We start from the raw sequence: 24,329 nt of genomic DNA on the forward strand, positions 1-24,329 counted from the left end.
AATATAATATTAAAGATAACAATTAGTTATAATCAAGTTTAAAACTGAGAGTGGTGTAATAGTCACCTGATATCAAGCTATTACTCAGTTTCACAAGCTGAACGTGGTAAGTTAATACAGTAAAATTGTTCTCAACATGAATCTCATTACGCATTAGCTTATCAATTTGACCAGGAACGATCTGATCTTGCGTTTCACTAGAAATCGTTAGGCCAACACCTGACGCATCACCCGAAACCATAAAAATATCACCATCACGAGGTCCATCAAACGTGATACCTAAATCACCTTTAACACCATTAGGATTTTTACCAAAATCACAATCAATTAATTTGATACTGAAAGATTTATTAGGTCCAATACCATGCTCTAACAACTCATGAATGGCGGTATTACCCATACTAACTGTTTGGTCCAGTGATCCAGTATCAATCGTACAAGCTGAGTCATAAATGTGCCCTTTCATTTCGACTTTACCGTCAAAATTAGCAGGCTCAGAATTAGAATATGTTGTGAATAGCATTAATAGTGTTAATACCATTATATGGTTAGTCATATATTTCACTGTTAACTCCAATTCAGGTTAGTAAAAATAAATAAAAGGCAATGAATCATTGCCTTTTATTAAAAGCGATATTTTATTCGTAAGATAAAACGAAATTAGAAATAGACTCAAAAGCCCCTTCATTAATATCTGTACCAACACCAGTTACATAAGCACTGAATAATAGAGTATTTGAACCCTCTTGTAGCTTATGTGTATCACTTGTTGTTTCACCTAATTTGATAGGAGTACCATTACCATCAGTAATCTGAATTGCTGCGCCAGCACTTGAACTAATACCTAATAATGTAGTATCAGTACTATTTGCATTACCACTAAATGTGATAGATACGCTATTTGCAACAGATGTATCACAATCTTCTAGCTCGATAGTAAATGTTCTTGGATTACTAGAACCTTTATTTAAAAGAACAGCTTTATTAATACTTCCTAATTCAACAGTTTGATCAACTGAACCTGGAGCGATAGAACATGCACCTGAAATAATTGATCCTTTAAAAGTAACAGTACCACTGCCTGTATTGCTAGTTGCTGCGATTGCTGATGTTGCTAAGCCTGCTGAAAGTAATGTTGCTAAAGCGATTTGAGAAAGTTTCATTTTTTTCCTTGAATATCGTTATTTACAAAAAGTATAAAAATTAAAAAAACAGAAAGCACTGTTAATTCAACAAAAGTAGTGTGGAAAAGAATTTTATATATTTTTTTTAAAATGTAAACATCTTTTTAAAGCAAAAAACAAATAAAAAATACTTATAACTGTAAATACTTTGAAAAAACAAAGAAAAGCAAAGGTTAAAATGCAAAAAATAAAGAAAAAATTTTTTATAAAAAATAATTAATTGGGGATGGGAGATTACAGGACTTAAATAGACCGTCCATCAGATAATATGGACGGTTCAGAAATGAAAATTAATAAGCAACACCGACGAACTGATAACCAGCGTTATCAATCGCTTTAATTGCATCTTCTTGAGAAATTGTACCACCTTCAATTGTCACTTCTTTTTTAGCTAAATCAACAGTAACAACCGCTTTGGCATCAATTTCATTAATGGCTTTGGTCACTGCTTTGACACAATGATTACAGCTCATATTATCAACGATCAATTTCATATCTAACTCCTTAAATAATGATAAGTACTTAAATTATACACCGACTATTTTTTAAGACTTCAATAATTTGTGCTCTATATATCAGCTATTTTCTTAACAGTCTAAGTCCATTGGCAACCACTAATAAACTCGTTCCAATATCAGCAAAAACAGCCATCCACATAGTCGTATCACCAGCAAAAGTTAATCCAAAGAAAATCACTTTAACGGCTAACGCAAAAGAGATATTTTGAACTAAAATGGCAAACGTTGCTTTTGATAAGGAGATAAACTGTGGAATTTTACGTAAATCATCATCCATTAAAGCAACATCTGCAGTTTCAATTGCAGTATCAGTACCTACAGCTCCCATTGCAAAACCAATATCAGCTTTAGCTAGTGCTGGGGCGTCATTAATACCATCACCAACCATGCCGACAATACCTTTTTGACTTAACTCACTAACAACTGATAATTTATCTTCAGGTAATAAATTTCCATTTGCACGATCAATACCAACCTTTTCAGCAATTACATTAGCGGTATGCTGATTATCACCGGTTAACATTAAAGTGGTGATACCCAATTTTTTAAGTTGAGCAATTGCTTCAACACTAGTTTCTTTAACAGTATCAGCAACCGCAAATAGTCCCTGCACACCATCATGACCGATTAACATGACAACAGTTTTACCTTGTTGCTCAAATTTAGTTATCTGTTGCGCAAGTGTTGATGAACCAAAACCTAACGATTCAACCATACGATAGTTACCTAAATACCACTGATTAGAGCCAATAACCCCTCGAGTTCCTTGACCTAATACCGCAGCAAAATCATTAACCTCGAGCAAATTGAGTTGTGCATCTTTGGCCGCTAGCGCAATAGCTTTTGAAACAGGATGATCAGAACGAGATGCGAGACTAGCCGCGATAATCTGGGTATCTAAAGCTGACAATTGTCCTAAAGAAAAAAAGTCGGTTTGTTTAGGTTTACCATAAGTTATGGTACCCGTTTTATCTAATGCTAAATATTTAAGCTTTCTACCCTGTTCTAAATACATACCACCTTTAATTAAAATACCATAGCGAGTCGCGGCAGCAAGACCACTCACAATGGTGACAGGCGTTGAAATAACTAAAGCGCATGGACAGGCAATAACTAATAATACCAATCCCTTATAGATCCAATCAAACCATACACCATTAAATAGTAGAGGTGGAATAATCGCGATACCTAATGCAATCAAAAAGACTATCGGTGTATACACTTTTGCAAAACGATCAACAAAACGTTGTGTCTGCGCTTTAGTACCTTGTGCTGACTCGACAGCTTTAATAATTCTAGCTAAGGTTGACTGTGTAGATAGTGCAGTTACTTTATATTCAAATGAACCCGCTTCATTAATTGTTCCAGCAAAAATAGCATCACCAATACTTTTTTCAACAGGCAGACTCTCACCCGTGATCGGAGCTTGATTAATTGTTGATTGGCCTGAAATCACATCACCATCTAAAGCAATTCGCTCACCAGGTTTTACTCGAACATGGCTACCTATAACAACATTTTTGACATCGATATCTAGCCATGAGCCATCAGGTTGTCTTACCGTTGCTTTTTCCGGTGTGAGACTAAGTAGATTTTTAATTGCATTACGCGCACGATCCATTGATTTAGCTTCAATCGCTTCTGCTAATGTAAATAAAACCATGACCATCGCTGCTTCAGGCCATTGACCAATTAATATTGCCCCTGTCACCGCAAATGACATAAGTGCATTCATATTTAAATTTAAATTTTTAAGTGCAATCCAACCTTTTTTATAAGTTCCAAGCCCACCGAATACAATTGCAACAATAGCTAATACGAAAACGAGCCAATCAGGACCACTAATAAAATGGATAATTTCAGAAGCTAAAGCAAGTACACCTGCAACAGCAAGCTGCCTCCATTTAATAACAGGAGTAAAATCAACATTTTTATCATGATCTGAATTTAATATTGATTCTGGTCCCATATCAATCGCACTTAATGCGGCTTCAATAGCCACTAGGTCAGCACTTTTGTGATGCACAGTCAAAATACGCTGCATTAAGTTAAATTCTAAATCAACAATCCCTTGCATATTAGCGAGTTTTTTACGAATTAATGCCTCTTCTGTTGGACAGTCCATATTGCGAATACGATATACCGCCTGCGTATCACTACTCACAGGGATATCGTTATCACTTAGGTTTATTGACTCACAACCATTATTGCAGCACTTTTCATGTTCATGTTCATGTTCATGTTCATGTTCATGTTCATGTTCATGTTTTTCATTGTGCTGATGTATTTGAGATTGGCAACCACAACTACCTGACTTTTGTGGGTTTTGACTCATAATTATCCCCATTAAATTAAAAAATATCAGCTATTATTATTGTTATAGCTAAACATATTGATGTTATGTACTTTAAACCTTAAAGTCACTATAAGGTCAACAAGTTATTTTATAAAAGAATTATTTTTTAATGTAGGAAGTGAGGATAAAGTAGTGACGGATGTAATACGAGATCACTACTTTTTATAACGTTTTAGCGTACTTTTAGCATCTAAATCGGCCAACCAAGCTAGTTTTTCCTTATACTGTTTTTCAGCCCCTCGCTCTGTCGGTTGATAGTAAAGCGTATCGGCCATTTCAGCTGGAAAATAATTTTCACCCGCAGCATAAGCATTAGCTTCATTATGTGCATAACGATACTCTTGACCATAACCCAAATTTTTCATCAATTTAGTTGGAGCATTACGTAAGTGCTCGGGTACATCATAATCGGGTTTATTTTGTGCATCTTGCATGGCTTGATTAAAGGCCATATAGACTGCATTGCTTTTCGGTGCACAGGCCAGATAGACAATCGCTTGAGCGATAGCTCGCTCCCCTTCGGCAGGACCTACACGAGTAAAACAATCCCACGCCGATAATGCAACTTGCATCGCCCGAGGATCTGCATTACCAACATCTTCAGAGGCTATAGCTAATAAACGACGAGCGACATAAAGAGGATCGCCACCGGCACTAATAATACGCGCATACCAGTATAATGCAGCGTCAGGAGCAGAACCTCGAATCGATTTATGCACAGCCGAAATGAGATCATAATAACGATCACCTTGATTATCGAAACGAGCACTTCGCTCACCCACCACTTCCTTTAATAATTCAGGAGTTAGCGTAGTACTATCACCAGCCATATCAACTAATAATTCAAGCGTATTTAATGCTCGCCTTGCATCTCCACCGACAAATTGTGCGATTTGTTGTTTAGTCTCATCAAGTAGTACTATTGATAAATTTCCATAGCCTCGATCTTTATCCGTCATCGCTTGCTGTAAAATTTTTTCGATATCTTGTTCTGTTAAAGATTTCAACAAGTAGACTCGTGCCCGTGATAACAATGCTGAATTCAACTCAAACGATGGATTTTCTGTCGTAGCACCAATAAACGTCACCGTGCCATCTTCAACAAATGGTAAAAAAGCATCTTGCTGACTTTTATTAAAACGATGAACTTCATCAACAAAAAGAATAGTTCTAAATCCCATCTGTTGGTTATGTTTAGCTCGTTCTACCGCCTCACGAATATCTTTAATTCCAGCGGTTACTGCCGATAATCGCTCTACTTTCGCATTGCCATGATGAGCAATAATTTCGGCCAATGTTGTTTTACCGGTACCTGGCGGTCCCCATAAAATCATTGAATGTAAATGACCCGCTTCAATCGCTTTCGATAATGGTTTATCCGCACCGAGAAGATGTGATTGACCAATATATTCAGATAACATACGAGGCCGCATTCTGGCAGCTAAAGGCTTAAAGTCATCACCGGCAAAATCAAATGAAAATGTGGACATATTAACTATCTCGACTATCGTTGGTCATCAACAGAAACGTTCTTTGGAATAGTAAATTGAAAATATTTCATATCGACCTTACCCAAAGTTTGATGAGAAAGTTGATAATAACTACGCTGCCCATCAGCCTCTATAATAGCAAAATCAGCAATCATACCCGTTGGTAATACACTCAGAACAAAATATCCAGTTGAGTGATCGGTCGGTTTTAAAGTGAATGTATTTTGCTTTTGTGTTACTTGATAATCATGCCAAGCAGCACTTTTACTGTCAGTCATCAATAATAATAAACGATTATCCACTGCTTGAGTTAATGGCATGACAGTGACTTGCTCAACCATCGGCATATAAATCCATAAATCTTTACTATCAGAGATAATTACCGATTCATCAGGTTCGGTCATTGTCCAGTTAAAGTAATTTGGACGATTCATCCATAATTCACCTTTACCTTCTTGAATTAGCTGATTATCAGCTGTTTTGACGACTTGAGAAAACTTGGCATAAAAACCCTGCACTTTATCTAAACGTTGCTGTAGAACATCTTTAGCGTCAGCAAATACAGAACAAGAAAAGAATAAACACAAAACTAAGATGATTTTTTTCACGACTATTACCCATGATGAGACTGATCTGATTACTATGATAAATCAAATTAAATAATTTATCAGCATATTATGTGCTGAGTCACTGTATAAATAAACAGAATGATTGAAGAGGTTAATAACATTAGTATTATGAGTAATACACGATAGTATAAAGCAATAGAATTTAATATAAAAAAATACACATTGTCGATTTATTACTTACAATAATTCAACGTAGTGTATTTTTTATTAAAAAATTTATTAGTAGTCTTGTCCTGATGGTGGCGATAACACTTCGCGGTTACCATTATGACTTGGTGCACTGACAATTCCTTGCATTTCCATTTGTTCAACGATTCTTGCCGCGCGATTATAACCAATACGGAATTGACGTTGTACACTCGAGATAGATGCACGGCGTTTATCAACAACAAAAGAGACAACCTGATCAAACAGTGGATCTAGCTCTTCCTCACCATTATCATAACCATCACTATCTTCACTTGAACTACTGGTAATATTTTGTACATACTGTGTCGGAATACCTCTTGCTTTCCAATCTTGTACAACAGCATGAACTTCTTCATCGCGAACAAAGGCGCCATGAACGCGAATAGGAATAGAGCTATTTGGAGCTAAATAAAGCATATCCCCCATACCCAGTAAGGATTCCGCCCCCATTTGATCTAAAATAGTACGTGAATCAATTTTACTTGATACAGTAAAAGCAATTCGCGTTGGAATGTTAGCTTTAATTAATCCGGTAATGACATCGACAGAAGGTCGCTGAGTTGCTAGCACTAAATGGATACCTGCAGCTCGTGCTTTTTGAGCTAAACGGGCAATCAGTTCTTCAACTTTTTTACCTACAGCCATAATTAAGTCAGCAAATTCATCAACTAATACCACAATATAAGGCAATTTTTCTAGCATCGGCATATCAATATCCATGCTATCACCTGGCCGCCATAATGGATCTGGAATCGGTCGCCCCATCTCTTGCGCTAATTTAATTTTATCATTATAACCGGCAATATTTCGTACACCTAAAGCTGACATTAAACGATAACGTCGCTCCATCTCATTAACACACCAATTTAGTGCATTAGCCGCATCTTTCATATCCGTGACGACATCAGTTAACAGATGCGGTATCCCTTCATAAACCGATAACTCCAACATTTTTGGGTCAATCATAATAAAGCGGACATCTTCAGGCTGCGATTTATATAAAAAGCTTAAAATCATCGCATTAACCCCAACGGATTTCCCCGAACCCGTAGTACCGGCTACGAGTAAATGAGGCATTTTACTTAGATCAGCAACAACAGCTTGTCCAGCAATGTCTTTACCAAGCACCATCGTTAAAGGTGATTTTGCTTCAATAAATTGCGGGCTATCTAACACTTCTCTAAAGTAAACGGTTTGTCGATGACTATTAGGTAATTCGATACCCACATAAGGTTTACCGGGAATCACTTCTACAACACGTACCGATGGCATTGATAATGAACGAGCCAAGTCACGATCTAGGGTTGATATTCGTGATGCTTTAACTCCCGGAGCTAGTTCAATTTCAAAACGAGTAATAACTGGGCCAGGTAGATAATCCACAACTCGTGCTTTCACTCTAAAATCAGCTAAGCTCTTTTCAATTAATTGCGCCATCGCTTTTAGTGCATCATGGTCAATAGCTACCTGTTTCGTCGGCGGAGTAGTGAGTAAATCTAAAGACGGAAGTGGCGTCGTCGGTTTTTTTAATGGCCGATTATCTTTCTGCAGTAGAGGATGGATCAAACTGTCGTGGATATTTTCTTTCGTAATCGTAGTAACCGCGTCATTTACTGATATTTGTGCTGTTTCTAACACTTCACCTAGCGGTTCCACATCATCTATATCTGTCAACGTTTCAGTAAGCTCTTCAGTATGTTGAATAGCCGTCTCATTGAATTGGGTTGGATAACGCTGAGTAGGAGAAGACTGAGTCAATGATGTATTATCTAACATAATGCTATCATTAACATCCTCAGTAATAACCAAAGTTTCAGCTTCGTCAGCAATACTATAACTACCTACAGGGGCAATTGTTTCATCATCAGTTGTAAAAGGTTTAATCGTTTCCTCATTATCCATCTCTATATTGCTTGGCTGTTCGACAGCTTGGTCAATCATCGAAATAGGTGAATAGTAATCGGCATTAATCGTAAATTCACGAGGCGTTTCAGGTTCATGTCGGTTGACTAACTTAGGTGGTGGATTATTTTCATCAATCACAGGACTAGTGATGGTAAACGCTTGCTCTGTCGCATTATCGTTCAAAAATTCAGATAACTGTTCATCGCGCGCTTCTACAGAATTAGTCTGATCAGCACTAGCTTGAGGGGATGGTTGAATAATCTGCTCAGTCACAGTTTCACGATACAGAATATTATCATCTAAATGCTGAATGACTAAATTTTGGTTTACCGAACTCTTATCATCTAATTCATTATTTAATAAGTTATTATGTGCAACATGATTATTTTCTAAATGATCACTAACTAAATCATGAGCGATAGGTTCGCTATTTATCTGTTTATTATTTATGAGAGTCTCATCGCTCAATGCACTATCCACCGATTCGTTATGAGCGGCAGTATGACTATGCAGGATATCTGTCGATTGATTTTTTACATCAATCTTTGTCATTACAGGCTCTTTCTCAGCATCAGATAAATCAATTTGTAACTGTTGTTCAAATTCATCATCTCTTTTAGCTGCTCTTTTTTCTGAACGGCGATTAAGCTGCTTTCCAATAAAGTTAACTAACACAGTAGTAATAAAAACAACTGAAGCCCCAATCATTTCAGCAATAAAAAACCATGATAATCCAGTCAATAAAGTGATACAGACAAAACAGATTGCAAACAGAATAATAGAGGAACCAATATGACCTAACAACGGTATTATTTCACTGCCAACAATATCACCAAGAATGCCACCGGCTTGAAATTGTTCGAGATCTTGTATATTTAAAGCAAAAAATCCTGTCGCACTAAACAAAAAGGCTAATACACCAATAACACGTAAGGATAGACTTAAAAAATTAATGGATTCATGGCTACGATAAAAGTAAAGCATACTTTGAATACAAAATATCCCCATTAAAACAGGTATCGTATATGCAATAAAACCAAAAAACTGTAAGAATACATCAGACCAGTAAGCACCAATAACCCCACCCCAATTACGAATAGGTTCATGCCAAGCTGTTTGCGACCATCCTGGATCGGCCGGATCAAATGAGACTAATGCACAAAAAAGATAAACTGCAATAACCAGTCCCATAAATAACAGTACTTCTATCAAAATATGTTTAGCCGTCAATTTTTCTTTTTTTGGCTTAGTTATAGTTGTGTCTGACTTTTTCAAAATACACCTAATCATCTTATCATTATCTATGTCTGCCAATTTCGCAGACGAAATTAGTACAATTTTATCATATTCCAAAGTAACTGAAAATGAACGTATTGAAGTTAAAAGCGGATTCAACGACAAAGAGTGAAATATCTATTTATCAAAAACAATAAGTTGGTAAAAAATGATAACTTACTTATTAATGACTATAAATTGACCAAACAAAACGGATAATTATTTTTTGATAAATATCAAATTAAGTATAAAAAATTCATTATGCATATTTGGTTATTATTGTTAAGTTAGTAAATTATTTATTTTCAAAAGCTTATTTTATTATGGTAATGAATAATTACGCTATTTTATTTAAAAAAACGCTTTATAATTGCTACCAGTTAAATCTTCAATTATCAAAAATAATAATTACAAAAGAAGTAATAGTAGTATAAAAATAAGACATACGGACATAAGTAGAAAGCATCTTTCAATGGACTGATAGTTTGCTCTCTTTTGCTGTATGCGTTATTTTGATAATTGGAGCAATTATGACGCAATTTATTATCGCAAATCCCCAAACTTGTGTTGGCTGCCACGCCTGTGAAGTCGCTTGTGTGTTTACCTATAATCAGGGAAAACATCCTGACCTTAGGGAACAGTTTCAACCAAGAATTAAAGTTCATAAAGTTACTCAAGGCCGTAAAAAAGTTTACACGGCATTAGCCTGTCGCCAATGTGAAAATGCCCCTTGTGTAAGATCCTGTCCAGTAAAAGCTCTCACTCAGGGAGAGGAAAAGGTTTATTTAAATAAATCCCTCTGTATTGGTTGTAAAGCCTGTGTACTATCCTGTCCATTTGGCGCTATTCGTATGGTGGATGAATCGGTTGAAGGTTCACTCAATATAGGCAATAGTGAAAGTGTCTTTAACACCATTGTCGCTCATAAATGTGATCTGTGTGAAGGGCGACGCGCAAGCCCTGCTTGCCAAGCCGCTTGTCCTACTGGTTCAATTAAACTGGTCAGTTTGGAAAAACTACATCAACAGCGAACGCAGAAACAGCGACAAACAGCTTTTAGTACCACACAAGATCGTCAGATCACTCATAAACAAGTCTCCCCCTTTACCAGTGAAGAGACTCCATTTGCAAGATTAATTTCAATTCCTCGTCTTGATGCAGAAAAAACACCAATTGCAGAACGCAAGGTGACTTATAACGAAATTTATCGCAGTTTTACTAAAGCACAAACGCAACAACAAGCAGCAAGATGTTTTAGTTGTGGTCCAAATTCTATTTGTGAGTGGACATGCCCATTACATAATCGGATTCCCCATTGGATTAAGCTGGCTAAAGAAGGAAAGATCATCGAGGCGGCTCGCTTATCAAATAGCACTAATAGTTTACCGGAGATCACTGGTCGCGTCTGTCCACAAGATAGATTATGTGAAGGTTCTTGTACACTAAAAAACGAAGGTGATGCCGTTACTATTGGTAATATTGAGCGTTATGTGACAGAAACAGCCTTCACAATGGGATGGCGCCCTGATTTATCGAATATTGAGCCCGTTGGAAAACGTGTCGCAGTTATTGGCGCCGGTCCTGCTGGCCTTGCTTGTGCTGATGTATTAGTCAGAAACGGAATTACTCCTGTTGTATTTGACCGACATCCTGAAATTGGTGGAATGCTCACATTTGGTATTCCCTCTTTCAAGCTAGAAAAAGAGATTATGATCCGTCGTCGTGAAATTTTCACTGAAATGGGTATAGAGTTTCGTCTTAATAGCGAAATCGGCAAAGATATTGAAATGGCTGATTTACTTAATGAATATGATGCTATTTTTGTTGGCGTAGGTACTTATGAATCCATGAAAGCCAAGCTAGATAACGAGGATGCTCATGGCGTTTATCAGGCTTTACCGTTTTTAACCGCCAATACAAAACAAGTCATGGGATTAACACAATTAGTACATGAACCCTACATCGATACCAAAGATAAGCGTGTCGTCGTACTTGGTGGAGGCGATACCGCGATGGATTGTTTACGAACTGCGATTCGCCAAGGTGCAAAAAGTGCCACTTGTGCCTATCGTCGTGATGAAAATAATATGCCAGGTTCAAAAAAAGAGGTCAAAAATGCCCGTGAGGAAGGGGCTGAATTTATGTTTATGATGCAACCGATAAAAATAGAAGTCGATGACAACAACCAAGTCATTGGCATTCGGATGGTCAAAACAGAACTCGGTCAACCTGATGCTAAAGGGCGCCGCAGTCCTCAAGCTATAGAAGGTTCAGAGTTTGTACTGGAGGCTGATATCGTCATTGTTGCCTTTGGATTCTTACCTCACGATATTTCGTGGTTGCGTGCCGAAGGGATTCAATTGACCCGCCGCGGTACAATTTCAGCCATTCCTATCACTTATCAAAAACTAGCCTGCCAAACGGACAATCCCAAAATCTTTGCGGGTGGTGATATCGTGCGCGGTGCAGATCTCGTCGTTACAGCCATTTCAGATGGACGAATGGCTGCAAAAAGTATGATGAACTATTTGGGTGTATCTACTATGACTCACGACAGCCAAATAATGGAGAAAGTATCATGACAAATCGTTTTATTGTTGCAGATGCCAACAAATGTATTGGCTGTAAAACTTGTGAAATCGCCTGTGTAATGTCTCATACCAATGATATCGGTATGTCAGCAGATAATTTTAATCCTCGTTTGCGGGTCATTAAGGGTCAGCATATTACGATTCCTGTGATGTGTCGACAGTGTGATAATGCGCCATGTGCCAACGCTTGTCCTACGGATGCGATCATCCGTAAAGCAAACAGTATTCAGATTATTCAAGAGCGTTGTATTGGTTGTAAAACCTGCGTTATCGCCTGCCCATTTGGAGCGATGACAGTTGTCACTCAAGAACTCGGATTTGATCAAGAACGCGGTATCGATAACTATCAAACTCAAGCGATCAAATGTGATTTATGTATTGATAATCCAAATGGCCCAGCATGTGTCTCTGTTTGCCCAACCAATACATTAACACTAGTTGAGCCAAAAACTATCGATAAAATGATTCAAGAAAAACAGAAACGTACTGCATTAGACGAGATCAATATTTTTGTTCAACTATAACAAGCGCCGCTAACGAATAAAAATAGATCCCCGTTAGCTATTATAGTGAATATCACAGCCGTATATATAGAGAGACAGATTATGAAAAAAGTACTCACCGTTTGCCCATATTGTGCATCTGGTTGCAAAATTAATCTTGTAATAGAAGATAATAAAATCATCAGCGCTGAAGGGGCTAATGGCGTCACTAATCAAGGGCAGCTTTGTTTAAAAGGTTATTATGGTTGGGATTTTTTAAATGATACCCAAATTTTAACTCCACGATTAAAGACCCCCATGATTCGTCGCCAAAAAGGCGGGGAATTTGAAGCCGTAAGTTGGGATGAGGCGATTGATTATGTTGCAGATCGTTTTGCACAGATTAAGCAACAGAATGGTCCAGATGCCATAATGTTAACCGGATCATCTCGTGGTACCGGTAATGAAACAAATTATGTGATGCAAAAGTTTGCTCGGACCGCAATTGGTACCAATAATATCGACTGTTGTGCTCGGGTTTGCCATGGGCCATCGGTTGCAGCGCTGCAAGTTACCTTAGGTAATGGAGCGATGAGTAATTCAATTATTGAACTGGAAGATAGTAAATGCTTATTAATCTTTGGTTACAATGCTGCAGACTCTCATCCGATCGTGGCTAGACGGATTATTAAAGCTAAAGAAAAAGGTGCTAAAATTATTGTTTGTGACCCTCGCTATATTGAAACCGCCCGTATTGCAGATATCTGGCTGCCTCTAAAAAATGGTAGTAATATGGCACTGGTTAATGCCTTTTTAAACGTGTTAATTAATGAAAATCTCTATAATCAAGAGTATGTAGAGCGTTATACCGAAGGCTTTGATGAACTAAAAGCAGTGATTGATAAATACACGCCAGAATATGTCGAAGAGATTACAGGACTCACAGCCAAACAGATCCGTGAAGCCGCTTATATGTATGGAAAATCATCTGCTGCCACTATTTTATGGGGTATGGGAGTGACCCAATGGGGGCAAAGTACAGACGTAATTAAAGGCTTATCAAGTATGGCTCTAATTACGGGTAATTTAGGTCGCCCTAATGTTGGCGTAGGCCCAGTACGGGGGCAAAACAATGTGCAAGGTGCTTGCGATATGGGGGCAACCCCAAAAGATTATCCGGGCTATCAAAAAGTTGCTGATATGGCAGTTCGTCAAAAATTTGCTAAAGCATGGCAAGTAAAAGAACTACCAGAAAAACCAGGTTATACCATTACTGAAGTTCCTCATCATATTCTAGATGGAAAAATCAAAGCTTATTACATTATGGGAGAAGATCCGCTACAGACAGATCCTGAATTATCGACTATGCGAGAAGCAATTAAAAATCTCGATTTTTTGGTGGTACAAGATATTTTTATGACCAAAACAGCAGCCGAAGCCGATGTCATTTTACCTGCAACGTCATGGGGTGAACATGAAGGCATTTACTCAAGTGCTGATCGTGGATTCCAACATTTTGAAAAAGCGATAGAACCAACTGGTAATGTGAAAGTTGACTGGGAAATTATCAGTCTACTATCAACTAAACTGGGTTATCCAATGCACTATAACAATACCCAAGAAATTTGGGATGAGTTACGCATGCTTTGCGATCAATATAAAGGCGCTACTTATCAAAAAATGGCCGGGCTAGGCTATGTACAGTGGCCGTGTCCAGACGAAGATCATCCAGGCTCACCTTATTTGTATAAAGGGAATAAATTCGATCGGCCGAATGGAAAAGGTTTATTAATGAGTGCTGATTGGATACCGCCTAAAGAGCAATTGTGTGATGATTATCCAATGGTACTTTGCACTGTCAGAGAAGTAGGTCATTATTCTTGCCGTTCAATGACGGGAAATTGTCGCCCTCTACAAGCGTTAGCTGATGAACCGGGTAATGTACAAATTCACCCTGAAGATGCAATGCGCTTGGGTATTGAACATGAAGCGTTAGTGTATGTGGAATCTCGACGAGGTAAAGTGATTACTCGGGCAGATGTGACCCCTAGAGCAAATAAAGGGGCAGTATATATGACTTATCAATGGTGGATCGGCGCATGTAACGAATTGACTCTTGATCATCTAGATCCAGTATCCCGTACTCCTGAATATAAACATTCGGCAGTCAAGGTCAGTAAAATTGACAACCAACAATGGGCTGAACAACGGGTACAAAAGCTATATACTGAATTAAAAGATAGACTTAAACAGACGGCGAAAGTCGCATAAACCAATGCACCTTATTTAAGGGTGCCATTGATTAGAATCAATTGAGTCGTCGTCTTAATCTTCGTTATAATTTTGCTGGAAAGTGTTATTATAGTGAAAAAATTGGTTTTATTGATAACGTAAATGTAACAATGGAAACGGATTACCTTGTGAATCCGTTTCACTTCTACCGATACTCTGAAATCCCTGTTTCTGATAAAACGCCAGTGCTTGTGGATTTTGTTCATTAACATCTAAAAAGATCTCACGAGAACGTTGTTTCGCAAAATTAATAAGTTGCTGCCCATAACCTTTTCTAAAATGGTTAGGTTCAATAAACAGCATCTCGACTCTATTTTCATCAAAACCAATAAAACCGACAATTTCGGTCGATACCTCTAATACCCAAATTTCAACCAAATCAAGCCATTGGGCTTGAAGTTGTTGATATAATAGAGCAATATCATTTTGTGTTAAAAAGCGATGTGTTGCACTAACTGAACCAGACCATAATTCAAGCAATATCGGATGCTCAGATTTTACTACTGGCCTAATTAAAATTGACTTACTGTTGCTTTTCACGAATTAACCGCCAATATTCTGAGACTGCTTTTTGGTGCGCTTTATAATTAGTGGTAAAAACATGACCACCTTGGGCATCTGCAACAAAATAGATATAATTAGTTTTATCTGGATGTGCTGCGGCCTCTAAAGAGGCTAAACTCGGCATAGCAATTGGCGTTGGCGGGAAACGCTTAATAATATAAGTATTATAAGGATTTGTCGCATCACGCAAATCTTTACTTAATAACTTACCCGTATAACGTTCCCCCATACCGTAAATCACTGTTGGGTCAGTTTGTAGTAACATTTTATATCTTAAACGATTAATAAATACCGATGCAACTTTTGCCCGTTCAGCATCAACACCCGTCTCTTTTTCAATAATGGATGCCATAATCAGCATTTCATAAGGTGTTTCATAAGGGAGATCATCATCGCGATTATCCCATATAGCCTGTAACGTTGTTTTCATCTTTTGATGAGCACGTTCCAAAATTGCTAAATCCGAAGTCCCATTAGTATAGTTATACGTATCAGGGTATAGCCAACCTTCTAGTGAACCGTCAATATTCAATTTTTGTGCAATTTCATCTAATGTAAGATCCATTAAAGTAGAAGAAATATTCGGGGCTTCTTGCAAGATTTTGAGCCAATCTTTCGCCGTTTTACCTTCCACAAATTGGACCGTTAATTGTACTTCTTTACCACCCACTAACAGTTGCAAAAACTGCTCAACCGTCATATCAGTTGCTAATGAATAAGTTCCCGCTTTAATACCTTGTAGTTCAGGATTAATTTTCATTAAATAAGGTAATAAGGAAGCATCTGCAATTAATTCTTCTTGCTCCATTTGTTTAGCTAAACTGGCAACAGAAGTTCCTCTTTTTAGAACAAAGGTCTGTTCTGGTGTTGAAAGATGTATCGTTTTCTGCGCAAAATTTTGTATATACCAATAACCAATACCTAAAGCAATCACGACTAAAAGAGAGCAGGTAACAATAAAATAAATCAGAGATTTTTTTTTCATAACTATCATTAATCTACATACCGTAATTTAGCGCGCTCAGTTAAACGAGTCAAAAGTTCATAGGCGCTCATACCTGAATGTGCAGCAATTTTTTCAACAGGTAATGCGGCATTCCCCCAGAAAATAACTTCATCACCCGCTTGGTCTGTTGCTTGTGGACCTAAATCAACTAAAATCATATCCATTGCAACGCGACCAACAATTGGCACTAAACGATCGTTAATCCATACTGGCGTATCAGGCAAAATATCTCTCGGATAACCATCACCATAGCCCATTGCAACAACAGCTAAACGTGTATCGTGCTTAGCTTGCCAAATTAATCCATAGCCCAATGATTCATCTTTTTTATGCTCTCGCACGGTGATAATTTCAGATTTAAAGGTCATCACTGATTTGAGTCCAAACTCAGCGGCAATCGCTTTATTTGCTTCACTATAACTAAAGGGAGAAACACCATATAATGCAATGCCAGGACGAATAACGTCACGATGTGACATTGGCCATGCTAAAATACCGCCAGAAGCAGCAATCGATTGCTTACCAAGTAAAGATTGGTCATCAATCGAATTAATAAAGAGATCAAATGTAGCCATTTGATGGAGTGTTTGTGCAGAATTGAGCTCATCAGCACTACTAAAGTGACTAATAATATTAATCGGTTTTTTTACACAGGCTAAATCTGCTAATTGTTGAAAATAGTCCTTGGCTTCCTCAGGCCTAAAACCTAAGCGATGCATACCTGAATCAAGTTTAAACCACACATCGAGAGAGTTAACAGGTAAGGACATTTTCCGTAGTGTTTCAATTTGCTGAGCACAATGAATAACCGTTTGTAAATTATAATCGACTAATTGTGATGGACAATCATGAAGAAACAGCCCCTCTAATATCAATATTGGGAACTGCACACCAATTTTGCGCAGTTCAATCCCCTCTTCTAATCGAGCGACACCAAAATAATCGACAACCCGATCTAGGATCGTGGCAATTTTATTTTTACCGTGCGAGTAGGCATTGGCTTTAACTATAGCCATAATTTGGCTAGTTGGACTTAGCTGCCTAAACAAATTTACATTGTGTAATAACGCACTAACACTGACTTCTATAGTCGCAATTGACATATTCTTCTCTTTTCTTCAACTTCTTGCTTAATTTAGTTTTTTTGTACCACGCGATGTGGCTTCTGAGCGTTCACATCGATTAATGTTTCGAGTCATCATAATAATAACGATAAATATCAATAATAAACATATCGCTACATAAGCTAATGCATTATTGACATACAGATTTAGGTAATAAGCTAATACAAAAATTAAGACTAGTCCTATACCATATAGTACCGATAAAGCGATACTTTTTAATACTCCCGATAGATATCCCACCAATAATATTGCACAAATCGCTACAGCAATAAAATAAGCAAGATTAATCACCCAATAACTCGCTAAAACTAACTCAATTAAATAAAATAACACCAGACCAATTGCAACAATAAAATAATTAACTAAGCTTAATTGGGATTTCTTAAATAGATCAATCAGTAATAACCATAAAAATGCTAAAGCTAACGTTAAATAACTGCTGTTTAAAGTATCAATAACGAATCGATAATTATCCACTTTATTTATTACGCTTGTATCAGGCGTTGTACCCTGCACAGCATCAACTATTTTATTGGCATAATCAATAGCTTGAGACTGCAAATCAATAAAATAATTATTATCTAGCGTAGATATCGCATACTGCTGCATAAAGTAGATAGGTATTTGAGCTAATGCGATCAAAATAATGATGCCAAGTATTTTCCAAAAGACTGCAATTCTATTTTCCACGATGCTTATTCCTATTATTATGTTCAGTGGTTTAAAATTCTGTACCTAACTATCTTTTATAGTATAGAGTTTTTATAGTATAGGGCAAAAAATAAAAATAATGATTTGTTTTATGACAAAGAACTAGTTACCTATTTTAATTTTTGTTTTTAATAATGACAAACGAATTTGCAAGTATTATATTTGTATCTTTAATAACAATTATAAGGTATTTATCATGACATCATCTATGTGGCAATTTTCCAAACGCGCAGCTGCTCTTAAAAGTTCAGCAATTCGAGAAATTTTAAAAGTAACTGAATTGCCCGATGTTATCTCATTTGCAGGGGGACTCCCATCACCAAATTCATTTCCTATCGCGAAAATAAAACAAGCAGTTGATGATATTATGGATAGTGATGAATCGTTCAACGCTTTACAATATGGTCCAACGGAAGGGTATAAACCATTACGCGAATGGGTTGCTAATTTAATAAATCAACGGGAAAAAACGCACTTAACCATTGATAATGTATTAATCGTCACTGGCTCACAACAAGCACTTGATTTAATTGGTAAAGCCTTGATCGACGAAGGGACAAAGGTACTTGTTGAAACGCCGACTTATTTAGGAGCTTTGCAAACATTTACCCAATATGAGCCTGAATACGTTTCAATAGCAAGTGATGATCAGGGGCTCAATCCGGATCAATTAAGTGATGAAGAAGCGAAATCGGCAAACTTTTTATACACTATTCCAAACTTCCAAAATCCAACTGGACGTCGCTTATCAGAAGAACGACGTAAAAAACTTGCTGAAAAAGCAAAGAAAAATAACCTATTAATGATTGAAGATGATCCTTATGGCGAACTTGATTATCAAGGGCATCGTCTACCTAGCTTAATTAGTTTTGCGCCGGATAATACTGTTTATTTAGGTTCATTCTCTAAAATTTTAGCACCCGGTATGCGTCTAGGTTACGTTGTTGGTCCTGTTGAATTTATTCGTAAATTAGTACAGTTAAAACAAGCAGCCGATTTACATACGCCAAGTTATACGCAACATATTGCTTACCAAGTTATTAAAGATGGTTATTTAGGTTCTCATATTCCTAAAATTCGTGAATTATATAAAACACGTTGTCAGTTTATGCTTGCACAACTTGATAAATATATGCCAAAAACAGTACGTTGGACTAAACCAGAAGGTGGTATGTTTATTTGGGTTGAATTACCTGAACATATTAATAGTACTGAATTACTTGCTAAAGCTGTTAAAAGTAATGTCGCTTTTGTACCCGGTGAAACATTCTTTGCTACCAATCCTAAAAAGAACTGCTTACGCTTAGCGTTTGTTACTGTGCCAGAAGAACGCATTGAAAAAGGCATCAAAATTCTTGCTGACTTAATTAAGTAAGTATTAGAAAGAGTTTCAGGGCTAAGCCCTGAAACTGCCCCTAATCACTCAATTCAATAACATTTTCGTTATAATATTGCTGTAAGCTATTATTCTAGTATAAAATTCATACCATATTTATAACTCAATAAAAAATCCAGTAATTATTGCCAATAATATTAATCAATAAGGCTTTGTTGCTTAGTCTCTTTACCTAACACGATTATTGCAATAATAGCGAATAGAATTGCAATCGCAAATAGCATAAAGATTGTTGATATTGAAAAACCGGCTGAAACCAGTCCACCGACCAATAAAGGGCCTAAAATCCCGCCAATTCGACCTATTGCCGCAGCCATTCCAGCTCCCGTTGCGCGTATTTTAGTAGAGTATTGCTCGGGTGTATAAGCATACATAGCACCCCATGCCCCTAAATTAAAAAATGATAGTAATGCCCCATATAGTAGTAAAAGGTTGGCACTTTCAGCTAAACCAAATAGATAAGCACTACTCAATGTACCCAATAAATAGGTCGCTAAAACCCACTTTCGACCAACTCGTTCAATCAACCATGCTACAGAAAAATACCCAGGCAACTGTGCTAATGTCATGATCAATACATAGCCGAAACTCTGTACTAATGTAAATCCTTTCAGCATCATCACACTCGGTAGCCATAAAAACATCCCATAATAGGAGAACACCACACAAAACCAAACAATCCATAGCATTATGCTACTTTTGCGATATTGCGGAGATAATAGCGTGATTAATTTGGTATAAATAGACTCTTTTTTCTCAGCACTATTTAAGGAGTCATAAATTGGGGAGTCAGGTAATCCTGTTCGTAAATAAAGCGCATAAAAAGCAGGTAATGCACAAATAATCATTGCGCCACGCCAACCAATGCTTGGCAAAGGAATTAAAAAATAAGCAATTAAGGCAGCTAAAATCCAACCGACTGCCCAAAAACTTTCCAATAAAACGATAATACGCCCACGCACAGCGGGTTCAACACTTTCACTAACCAATGTTGACGCTACGGGTAACTCACCACCTAATCCCATACCAATAAAAAAGCGTAGTACCAATAAACTCCCAAGTCCCCAAGCAAAGGCACTCAAGCCACTAGCAATGCTAAACATCAGTAATGTGATTAAAAAAGCGGATTTACGTCCTTTTTTATCTGCGTATATACCAAATATAAATGCACCAATAGCCATACCTATCGAATTAACACTACCAATAAGTCCAAGCTCACCAGCAGTTAAATCCCAATCAAGTTTTAAAGCAGCAAGAATAAAAGACAATAAACCGACATCCATTGCATCAAATAGCCAACCAGTACCTGCAATCAATAATAATTTATTACTTGAGATTTTTTTACAAGGCAAATTATTCATATTTTGTAAAATATATAAAACATTGAGTTTATGTATCAAAACAAATTTTCAACAAAATGTCCATAGCTTAATCTAACAAAACCAAAAGAATCACCAAAAATATCACCTTTAGAAACTGTAACACCTTTAGATAACCAATAATTTAACAACTGTTCTTCTTGTTTAATATTTTGAACGTTAAGATTAAGGTATAGATGCATCCCCCCCTGAACTTTACTATAGCTATAATAATCAGGGTGATACTGATTAAGCCATGTAAGTAAATGTTGGTATTTAATCTGTAACTGTTGCTGTAAATGTTGCTGATGATCTAAGTAATGATTACGCAAATAATCTTCAGCCAATAATTGAGGTAAAATACTCAGTCCTGAGTCAATATATTGTCTAATTTCAGCTAAACGACTGATAACATGAGTTGGTGCAATCATCCATCCAACACGAATGCTCCGACCTAAATATTTCGACAATGAACCTAAGTAAATAACCTGATTATGTTGATCCAATTTTTTAATTGGAGAACAGTCCAATTTAGGATCAAAAGAGAGTGCACTGTACGCATCATCTTCAACAATGCCTATTCCCTCTTTACGGCAAAAAGATAAAATATCTTGTTTACGATTTAAACTCATTGTTATACCTGTCGGATTTTGGAAAACAGGATTGAGTAAAAGCCATTTCAAAGGATGCTGTTTTTGTAGACTTATCAGGTCATCAAGTCGAATGCCTTGTTCATCCATGCTAATACCATAGATTCGGATCCCTGCTGCTTGGAACAAAGGTAAAGAATAAAAATATGATGGCGATTCAATACCGATTGCATCGCCTGGTTTAAGCAGACCTTGTGTGATTAAAAAAAGGGCTTGTTGAGTTCCCGAAGTAATTAAAATTTGCTCAATGGGAACATCCATCGCAAATTTATGCCGCATATAATCCGCAATATATCGTTTTAAAGAAGGTAATCCTATTTGTAATAAGTCACTATTTTTCTCTTGATAAATCAGTTCTTGTGAAGACATTTCTGGCAAAGTTAATTTAGGAATAAGATATGCTGGTAAGTCACCATTAGCTAAATCACAAATCACATCGTTATTTAGCATTGTTTGTTTTTTCAAATGTTGTACTTTTTGCTGATATAAAGAAACCGGTCGATGAAAATGGCTAGGCAAATGCCAATTAATCGTAGGATAAGTCTGTAGCCCCCATTTATCAGCATTCACAAATGTTCCACAGCCTAACTTACGTACTAAAATATTGCGCTCAGTTAAGCCCTCTAAAGCATGTACAATGGTAGAACGGTTAATCATCAACTGTTTAGATAACTGCCGCTCAGAAGGTAAACGTTCACCAGAAATTAGCACCCCCTGATCAATGTAACTTTCAATTAATGCACTGACTCTTTTATATAAAGGCCCTTTAAATAAATTTAGCTGTGTCTGATTCCACATAATCAATATCTATAAACGAGGTAATACTAGCTATCATATAAAATTGGATGGTATAAAAATAGTCCAATTGGCTGTTTTTTCCATTTTTTAATTTTTCCATAATAGTGCCAACGTAATCGTTCATTATTTTATTGGAGAGAAGAAGATGAATAGTAAAATTATTGGTTCACAAACGGTTAAACGCGGCATGGCACAAATGCAAAAAGGCGGTGTTATTATGGATGTGATTAATGCCGAACAAGCAAAAATTGCTGAACAAGCGGGAGCTGTAGCGGTGATGGCATTAGAACGCGTACCTTCAGATATTCGTGCTGCTGGTGGTGTCGCGAGAATGGCCGATCCATCTATTATTGAAGAAGTCATGAAAGCCGTCTCTATTCCAGTAATGGCTAAAGCGAGAATTGGCCATATTGTAGAGGCGCGAGTGTTAGAAGCAATGGCGGTAGATTATATTGATGAAAGTGAAGTCCTTACTCCTGCCGATGATCAATATCATTTATTAAAAAGTGATTTTATTGTGCCTTTTGTCTGTGGCTGCCGAGATTTAGGTGAAGGATTACGCCGCATTGGAGAAGGCGCATCGATGCTAAGAACAAAAGGAGAACCAGGTACGGGAAATATTGTTGAAGCTGTTCGCCATATGCGTAGAGTCAATGAACAAATTCGTCTTGTAACAAGTAAAACTCCTGATGAGTTAATGACCTATGCTAAAGAGATTGGCGCCCCTTATGAACTTATTTTACAAGTGAAACAATTAGCAAAACTGCCCGTTGTCAATTTTGCTGCCGGTGGTATTGCTACACCAGCAGATGCTGCACTGATGATGCAATTGGGTGCAGATGGTGTATTTGTCGGTTCCGGTATTTTTAAATCAACTAATCCTGAAAAATTTGCACAAGCGATTGTACAAGCGACGACTCATTTTAATGATTACCCACGTATTGCTGAATTATCGAAAAACTTAGGTAGTGCAATGAAAGGCATCGAAATTAGTCAATTATTAGCCTCTGAACGTATGCAGGAGCGCGGTTGGTAATGAAAACGATTGGCGTATTAAATTTACAAGGCGCGGTTAGTGAGCATATTACAATGCTCGCTAAATTGGTGAATATTCAGCCTAAGCTTATTAAACACCCTAAAGATCTAAGCTCAATTGATGGACTGATTATCCCTGGTGGTGAGTCAACAGCACTTAGTCGTCTGATAAAAGAGAACAATTTGTATCAACCTATCCAACAATTCGCCAACACAGGTAAAGGAATTTTAGGAACCTGCGCTGGATTAGTTTTATGTGGTAAGTCGACAACAGATATAACTCAAAAAGATCAGGAGGTTACACCTTTAGGATTGATGGATATTATTGTTGAACGTAATGGCTTTGGTCGACAAATAGATAGTTTTGAGACAGAACTTAATATTGAAAGAATTGGTGAACAAATTCCAGCAATATTTATTCGAGCACCCTATATTGCGGAACTTGGTAAAGATGTCATTCCATTGAGTTATGTTGATAATCACTGTGTCATCGCTCAATCAAATAATATATTAGCCTGTTCATTTCATCCTGAATTAACCCTAGACTTAAGAATAATGCAGTACTTTACCAAACAATTTTGTTAAATAATCAGTCAAGATAAGCATAGCAAATAGAGTTAACATACTGTTTTACTACTCTTTTAACTATATAATAGAAATTGGGGTGGGAAAATCTCACCTACTTTTTAAATCACCATCAAACCATTTCTATTTATCCATATATCCCGTATACCAATTAGCATAAAAAGTATTTTTTTTCAATAGCTAAAAATTAT

General features: G+C 37.0%; 18 protein-coding genes and 1 pseudogene. 6 read left to right on the forward strand and 13 right to left on the reverse strand.

Annotation, left to right across the window (positions count from 1 at the left end):
* Positions 1 to 22: 22 nt before the first annotated feature.
* From RHO11_06210 to RHO11_06240, 7 genes and pseudogenes are all read right to left on the reverse strand, one after another.
* A complete protein-coding gene (locus tag RHO11_06210; GenBank protein ID WVD62712.1) occupies positions 23 to 556 on the reverse strand; it encodes a fimbrial protein in 534 nt (177 codons plus the stop codon).
* Between the two features lie 82 nt (positions 557 to 638).
* A complete protein-coding gene (locus tag RHO11_06215) occupies positions 639 to 1,163 on the reverse strand; it encodes a fimbrial protein (protein WVD62713.1) in 525 nt (174 codons plus the stop codon).
* Between the two features lie 311 nt (positions 1,164 to 1,474).
* A complete protein-coding gene (locus RHO11_06220) occupies positions 1,475 to 1,678 on the reverse strand; it encodes a heavy-metal-associated domain-containing protein (GenBank protein ID WVD62714.1) in 204 nt (67 codons plus the stop codon).
* A gap of 85 nt (positions 1,679 to 1,763) precedes the next feature.
* Positions 1,764 to 4,037: a heavy metal translocating P-type ATPase gene (locus tag RHO11_06225; GenBank protein WVD62715.1), complete on the reverse strand. Its 2,274-nt coding sequence runs from the start codon at positions 4,035 to 4,037 to the stop codon at positions 1,764 to 1,766.
* Positions 4,038 to 4,213: 176 nt separating this feature from the next.
* Positions 4,214 to 5,548 (reverse strand): replication-associated recombination protein A, encoded by a 1,335-nt coding sequence (locus tag RHO11_06230; GenBank protein WVD62716.1) that lies wholly within the window; start codon positions 5,546 to 5,548, stop codon positions 4,214 to 4,216.
* 14 nt (positions 5,549 to 5,562) lie between these two features.
* Complete coding sequence (gene lolA, locus RHO11_06235; GenBank protein ID WVD62717.1) at positions 5,563 to 6,156, reverse strand: outer membrane lipoprotein chaperone LolA; 594 nt, start codon at positions 6,154 to 6,156, stop codon at positions 5,563 to 5,565.
* A gap of 240 nt (positions 6,157 to 6,396) precedes the next feature.
* A pseudogene (locus RHO11_06240) lies at positions 6,397 to 9,474 on the reverse strand (DNA translocase FtsK 4TM domain-containing protein).
* A 602-nt stretch (positions 9,475 to 10,076) separates the two neighbouring features.
* On the opposite strand from RHO11_06240, the gene aegA reads away from it, so the two are divergent.
* From aegA to fdhF, 3 genes are all read left to right on the forward strand, one after another.
* Positions 10,077 to 12,128: a formate-dependent uric acid utilization protein AegA gene (gene aegA / locus RHO11_06245; GenBank protein WVD62718.1), complete on the forward strand. Its 2,052-nt coding sequence runs from the start codon at positions 10,077 to 10,079 to the stop codon at positions 12,126 to 12,128.
* Positions 12,125 to 12,661: a 4Fe-4S dicluster domain-containing protein gene (locus tag RHO11_06250; GenBank protein WVD62719.1), complete on the forward strand. Its 537-nt coding sequence runs from the start codon at positions 12,125 to 12,127 to the stop codon at positions 12,659 to 12,661. The genes aegA and RHO11_06250 overlap by 4 nt, the downstream gene beginning before the upstream one ends.
* An 81-nt stretch (positions 12,662 to 12,742) precedes the next feature.
* Positions 12,743 to 14,890 (forward strand): formate dehydrogenase subunit alpha, encoded by a 2,148-nt coding sequence (fdhF, locus tag RHO11_06255; protein WVD62720.1) that lies wholly within the window; start codon positions 12,743 to 12,745, stop codon positions 14,888 to 14,890.
* 108 nt (positions 14,891 to 14,998) lie between these two features.
* Here the strand turns inward: fdhF and RHO11_06260 are convergent, their stop codons facing one another.
* The 4 genes from RHO11_06260 to RHO11_06275 are packed head-to-tail and all read right to left on the reverse strand — an operon-like array spanning position 14,999 to position 18,295.
* Complete coding sequence (locus RHO11_06260) at positions 14,999 to 15,451, reverse strand: GNAT family N-acetyltransferase (GenBank protein ID WVD62721.1); 453 nt, start codon at positions 15,449 to 15,451, stop codon at positions 14,999 to 15,001.
* Positions 15,435 to 16,460 (reverse strand): endolytic transglycosylase MltG, encoded by a 1,026-nt coding sequence (gene mltG / locus RHO11_06265; protein ID WVD62722.1) that lies wholly within the window; start codon positions 16,458 to 16,460, stop codon positions 15,435 to 15,437. The genes RHO11_06260 and mltG overlap by 17 nt, the downstream gene beginning before the upstream one ends.
* An 8-nt stretch (positions 16,461 to 16,468) precedes the next feature.
* Positions 16,469 to 17,584: an alanine racemase gene (gene alr / locus RHO11_06270; protein WVD62723.1), complete on the reverse strand. Its 1,116-nt coding sequence runs from the start codon at positions 17,582 to 17,584 to the stop codon at positions 16,469 to 16,471.
* Between the two features lie 27 nt (positions 17,585 to 17,611).
* Positions 17,612 to 18,295, reverse strand: a complete 684-nt coding sequence (locus RHO11_06275) for an inner membrane CreD family protein (protein WVD62724.1) — start codon at positions 18,293 to 18,295, stop codon at positions 17,612 to 17,614.
* Positions 18,296 to 18,512: 217 nt separating this feature from the next.
* On the opposite strand from RHO11_06275, the gene RHO11_06280 reads away from it, so the two are divergent.
* Positions 18,513 to 19,691 carry a PLP-dependent aminotransferase family protein gene (locus RHO11_06280; protein ID WVD62725.1) on the forward strand — a complete coding sequence of 393 codons (1,179 nt, stop codon included), beginning with the start codon at positions 18,513 to 18,515 and terminating at the stop codon, positions 19,689 to 19,691.
* A 158-nt stretch (positions 19,692 to 19,849) separates the two neighbouring features.
* Here RHO11_06280 and RHO11_06285 read toward each other — a convergent pair whose 3' ends face one another.
* Together RHO11_06285 and RHO11_06290 are read right to left on the reverse strand one after the other, a co-directional pair.
* Positions 19,850 to 21,112 carry an MFS transporter gene (locus tag RHO11_06285; protein WVD62726.1) on the reverse strand — a complete coding sequence of 421 codons (1,263 nt, stop codon included), beginning with the start codon at positions 21,110 to 21,112 and terminating at the stop codon, positions 19,850 to 19,852.
* The gene (locus RHO11_06290; GenBank protein WVD62727.1) at positions 21,109 to 22,518 is read right to left on the reverse strand and encodes a PLP-dependent aminotransferase family protein; all 1,410 of its coding nucleotides are present in this window, start codon (positions 22,516 to 22,518) and stop codon (positions 21,109 to 21,111) included. The genes RHO11_06285 and RHO11_06290 overlap by 4 nt, the downstream gene beginning before the upstream one ends.
* Positions 22,519 to 22,663: 145 nt before the next feature.
* Between RHO11_06290 and pdxS the strand changes: the two genes are divergently transcribed.
* Positions 22,664 to 23,554 (forward strand): pyridoxal 5'-phosphate synthase lyase subunit PdxS, encoded by an 891-nt coding sequence (pdxS, locus tag RHO11_06295; GenBank protein WVD62728.1) that lies wholly within the window; start codon positions 22,664 to 22,666, stop codon positions 23,552 to 23,554.
* Positions 23,554 to 24,138 carry a pyridoxal 5'-phosphate synthase glutaminase subunit PdxT gene (gene pdxT / locus RHO11_06300; protein ID WVD62729.1) on the forward strand — a complete coding sequence of 195 codons (585 nt, stop codon included), beginning with the start codon at positions 23,554 to 23,556 and terminating at the stop codon, positions 24,136 to 24,138. The genes pdxS and pdxT overlap by 1 nt, the downstream gene beginning before the upstream one ends.
* Positions 24,139 to 24,329 lie beyond the last annotated feature (191 nt).

Source organism: Orbaceae bacterium BiB, from assembly GCA_036251205.1.
Lineage (GTDB): Bacteria > Pseudomonadota > Gammaproteobacteria > Enterobacterales > Orbaceae > Orbus > Orbus mooreae.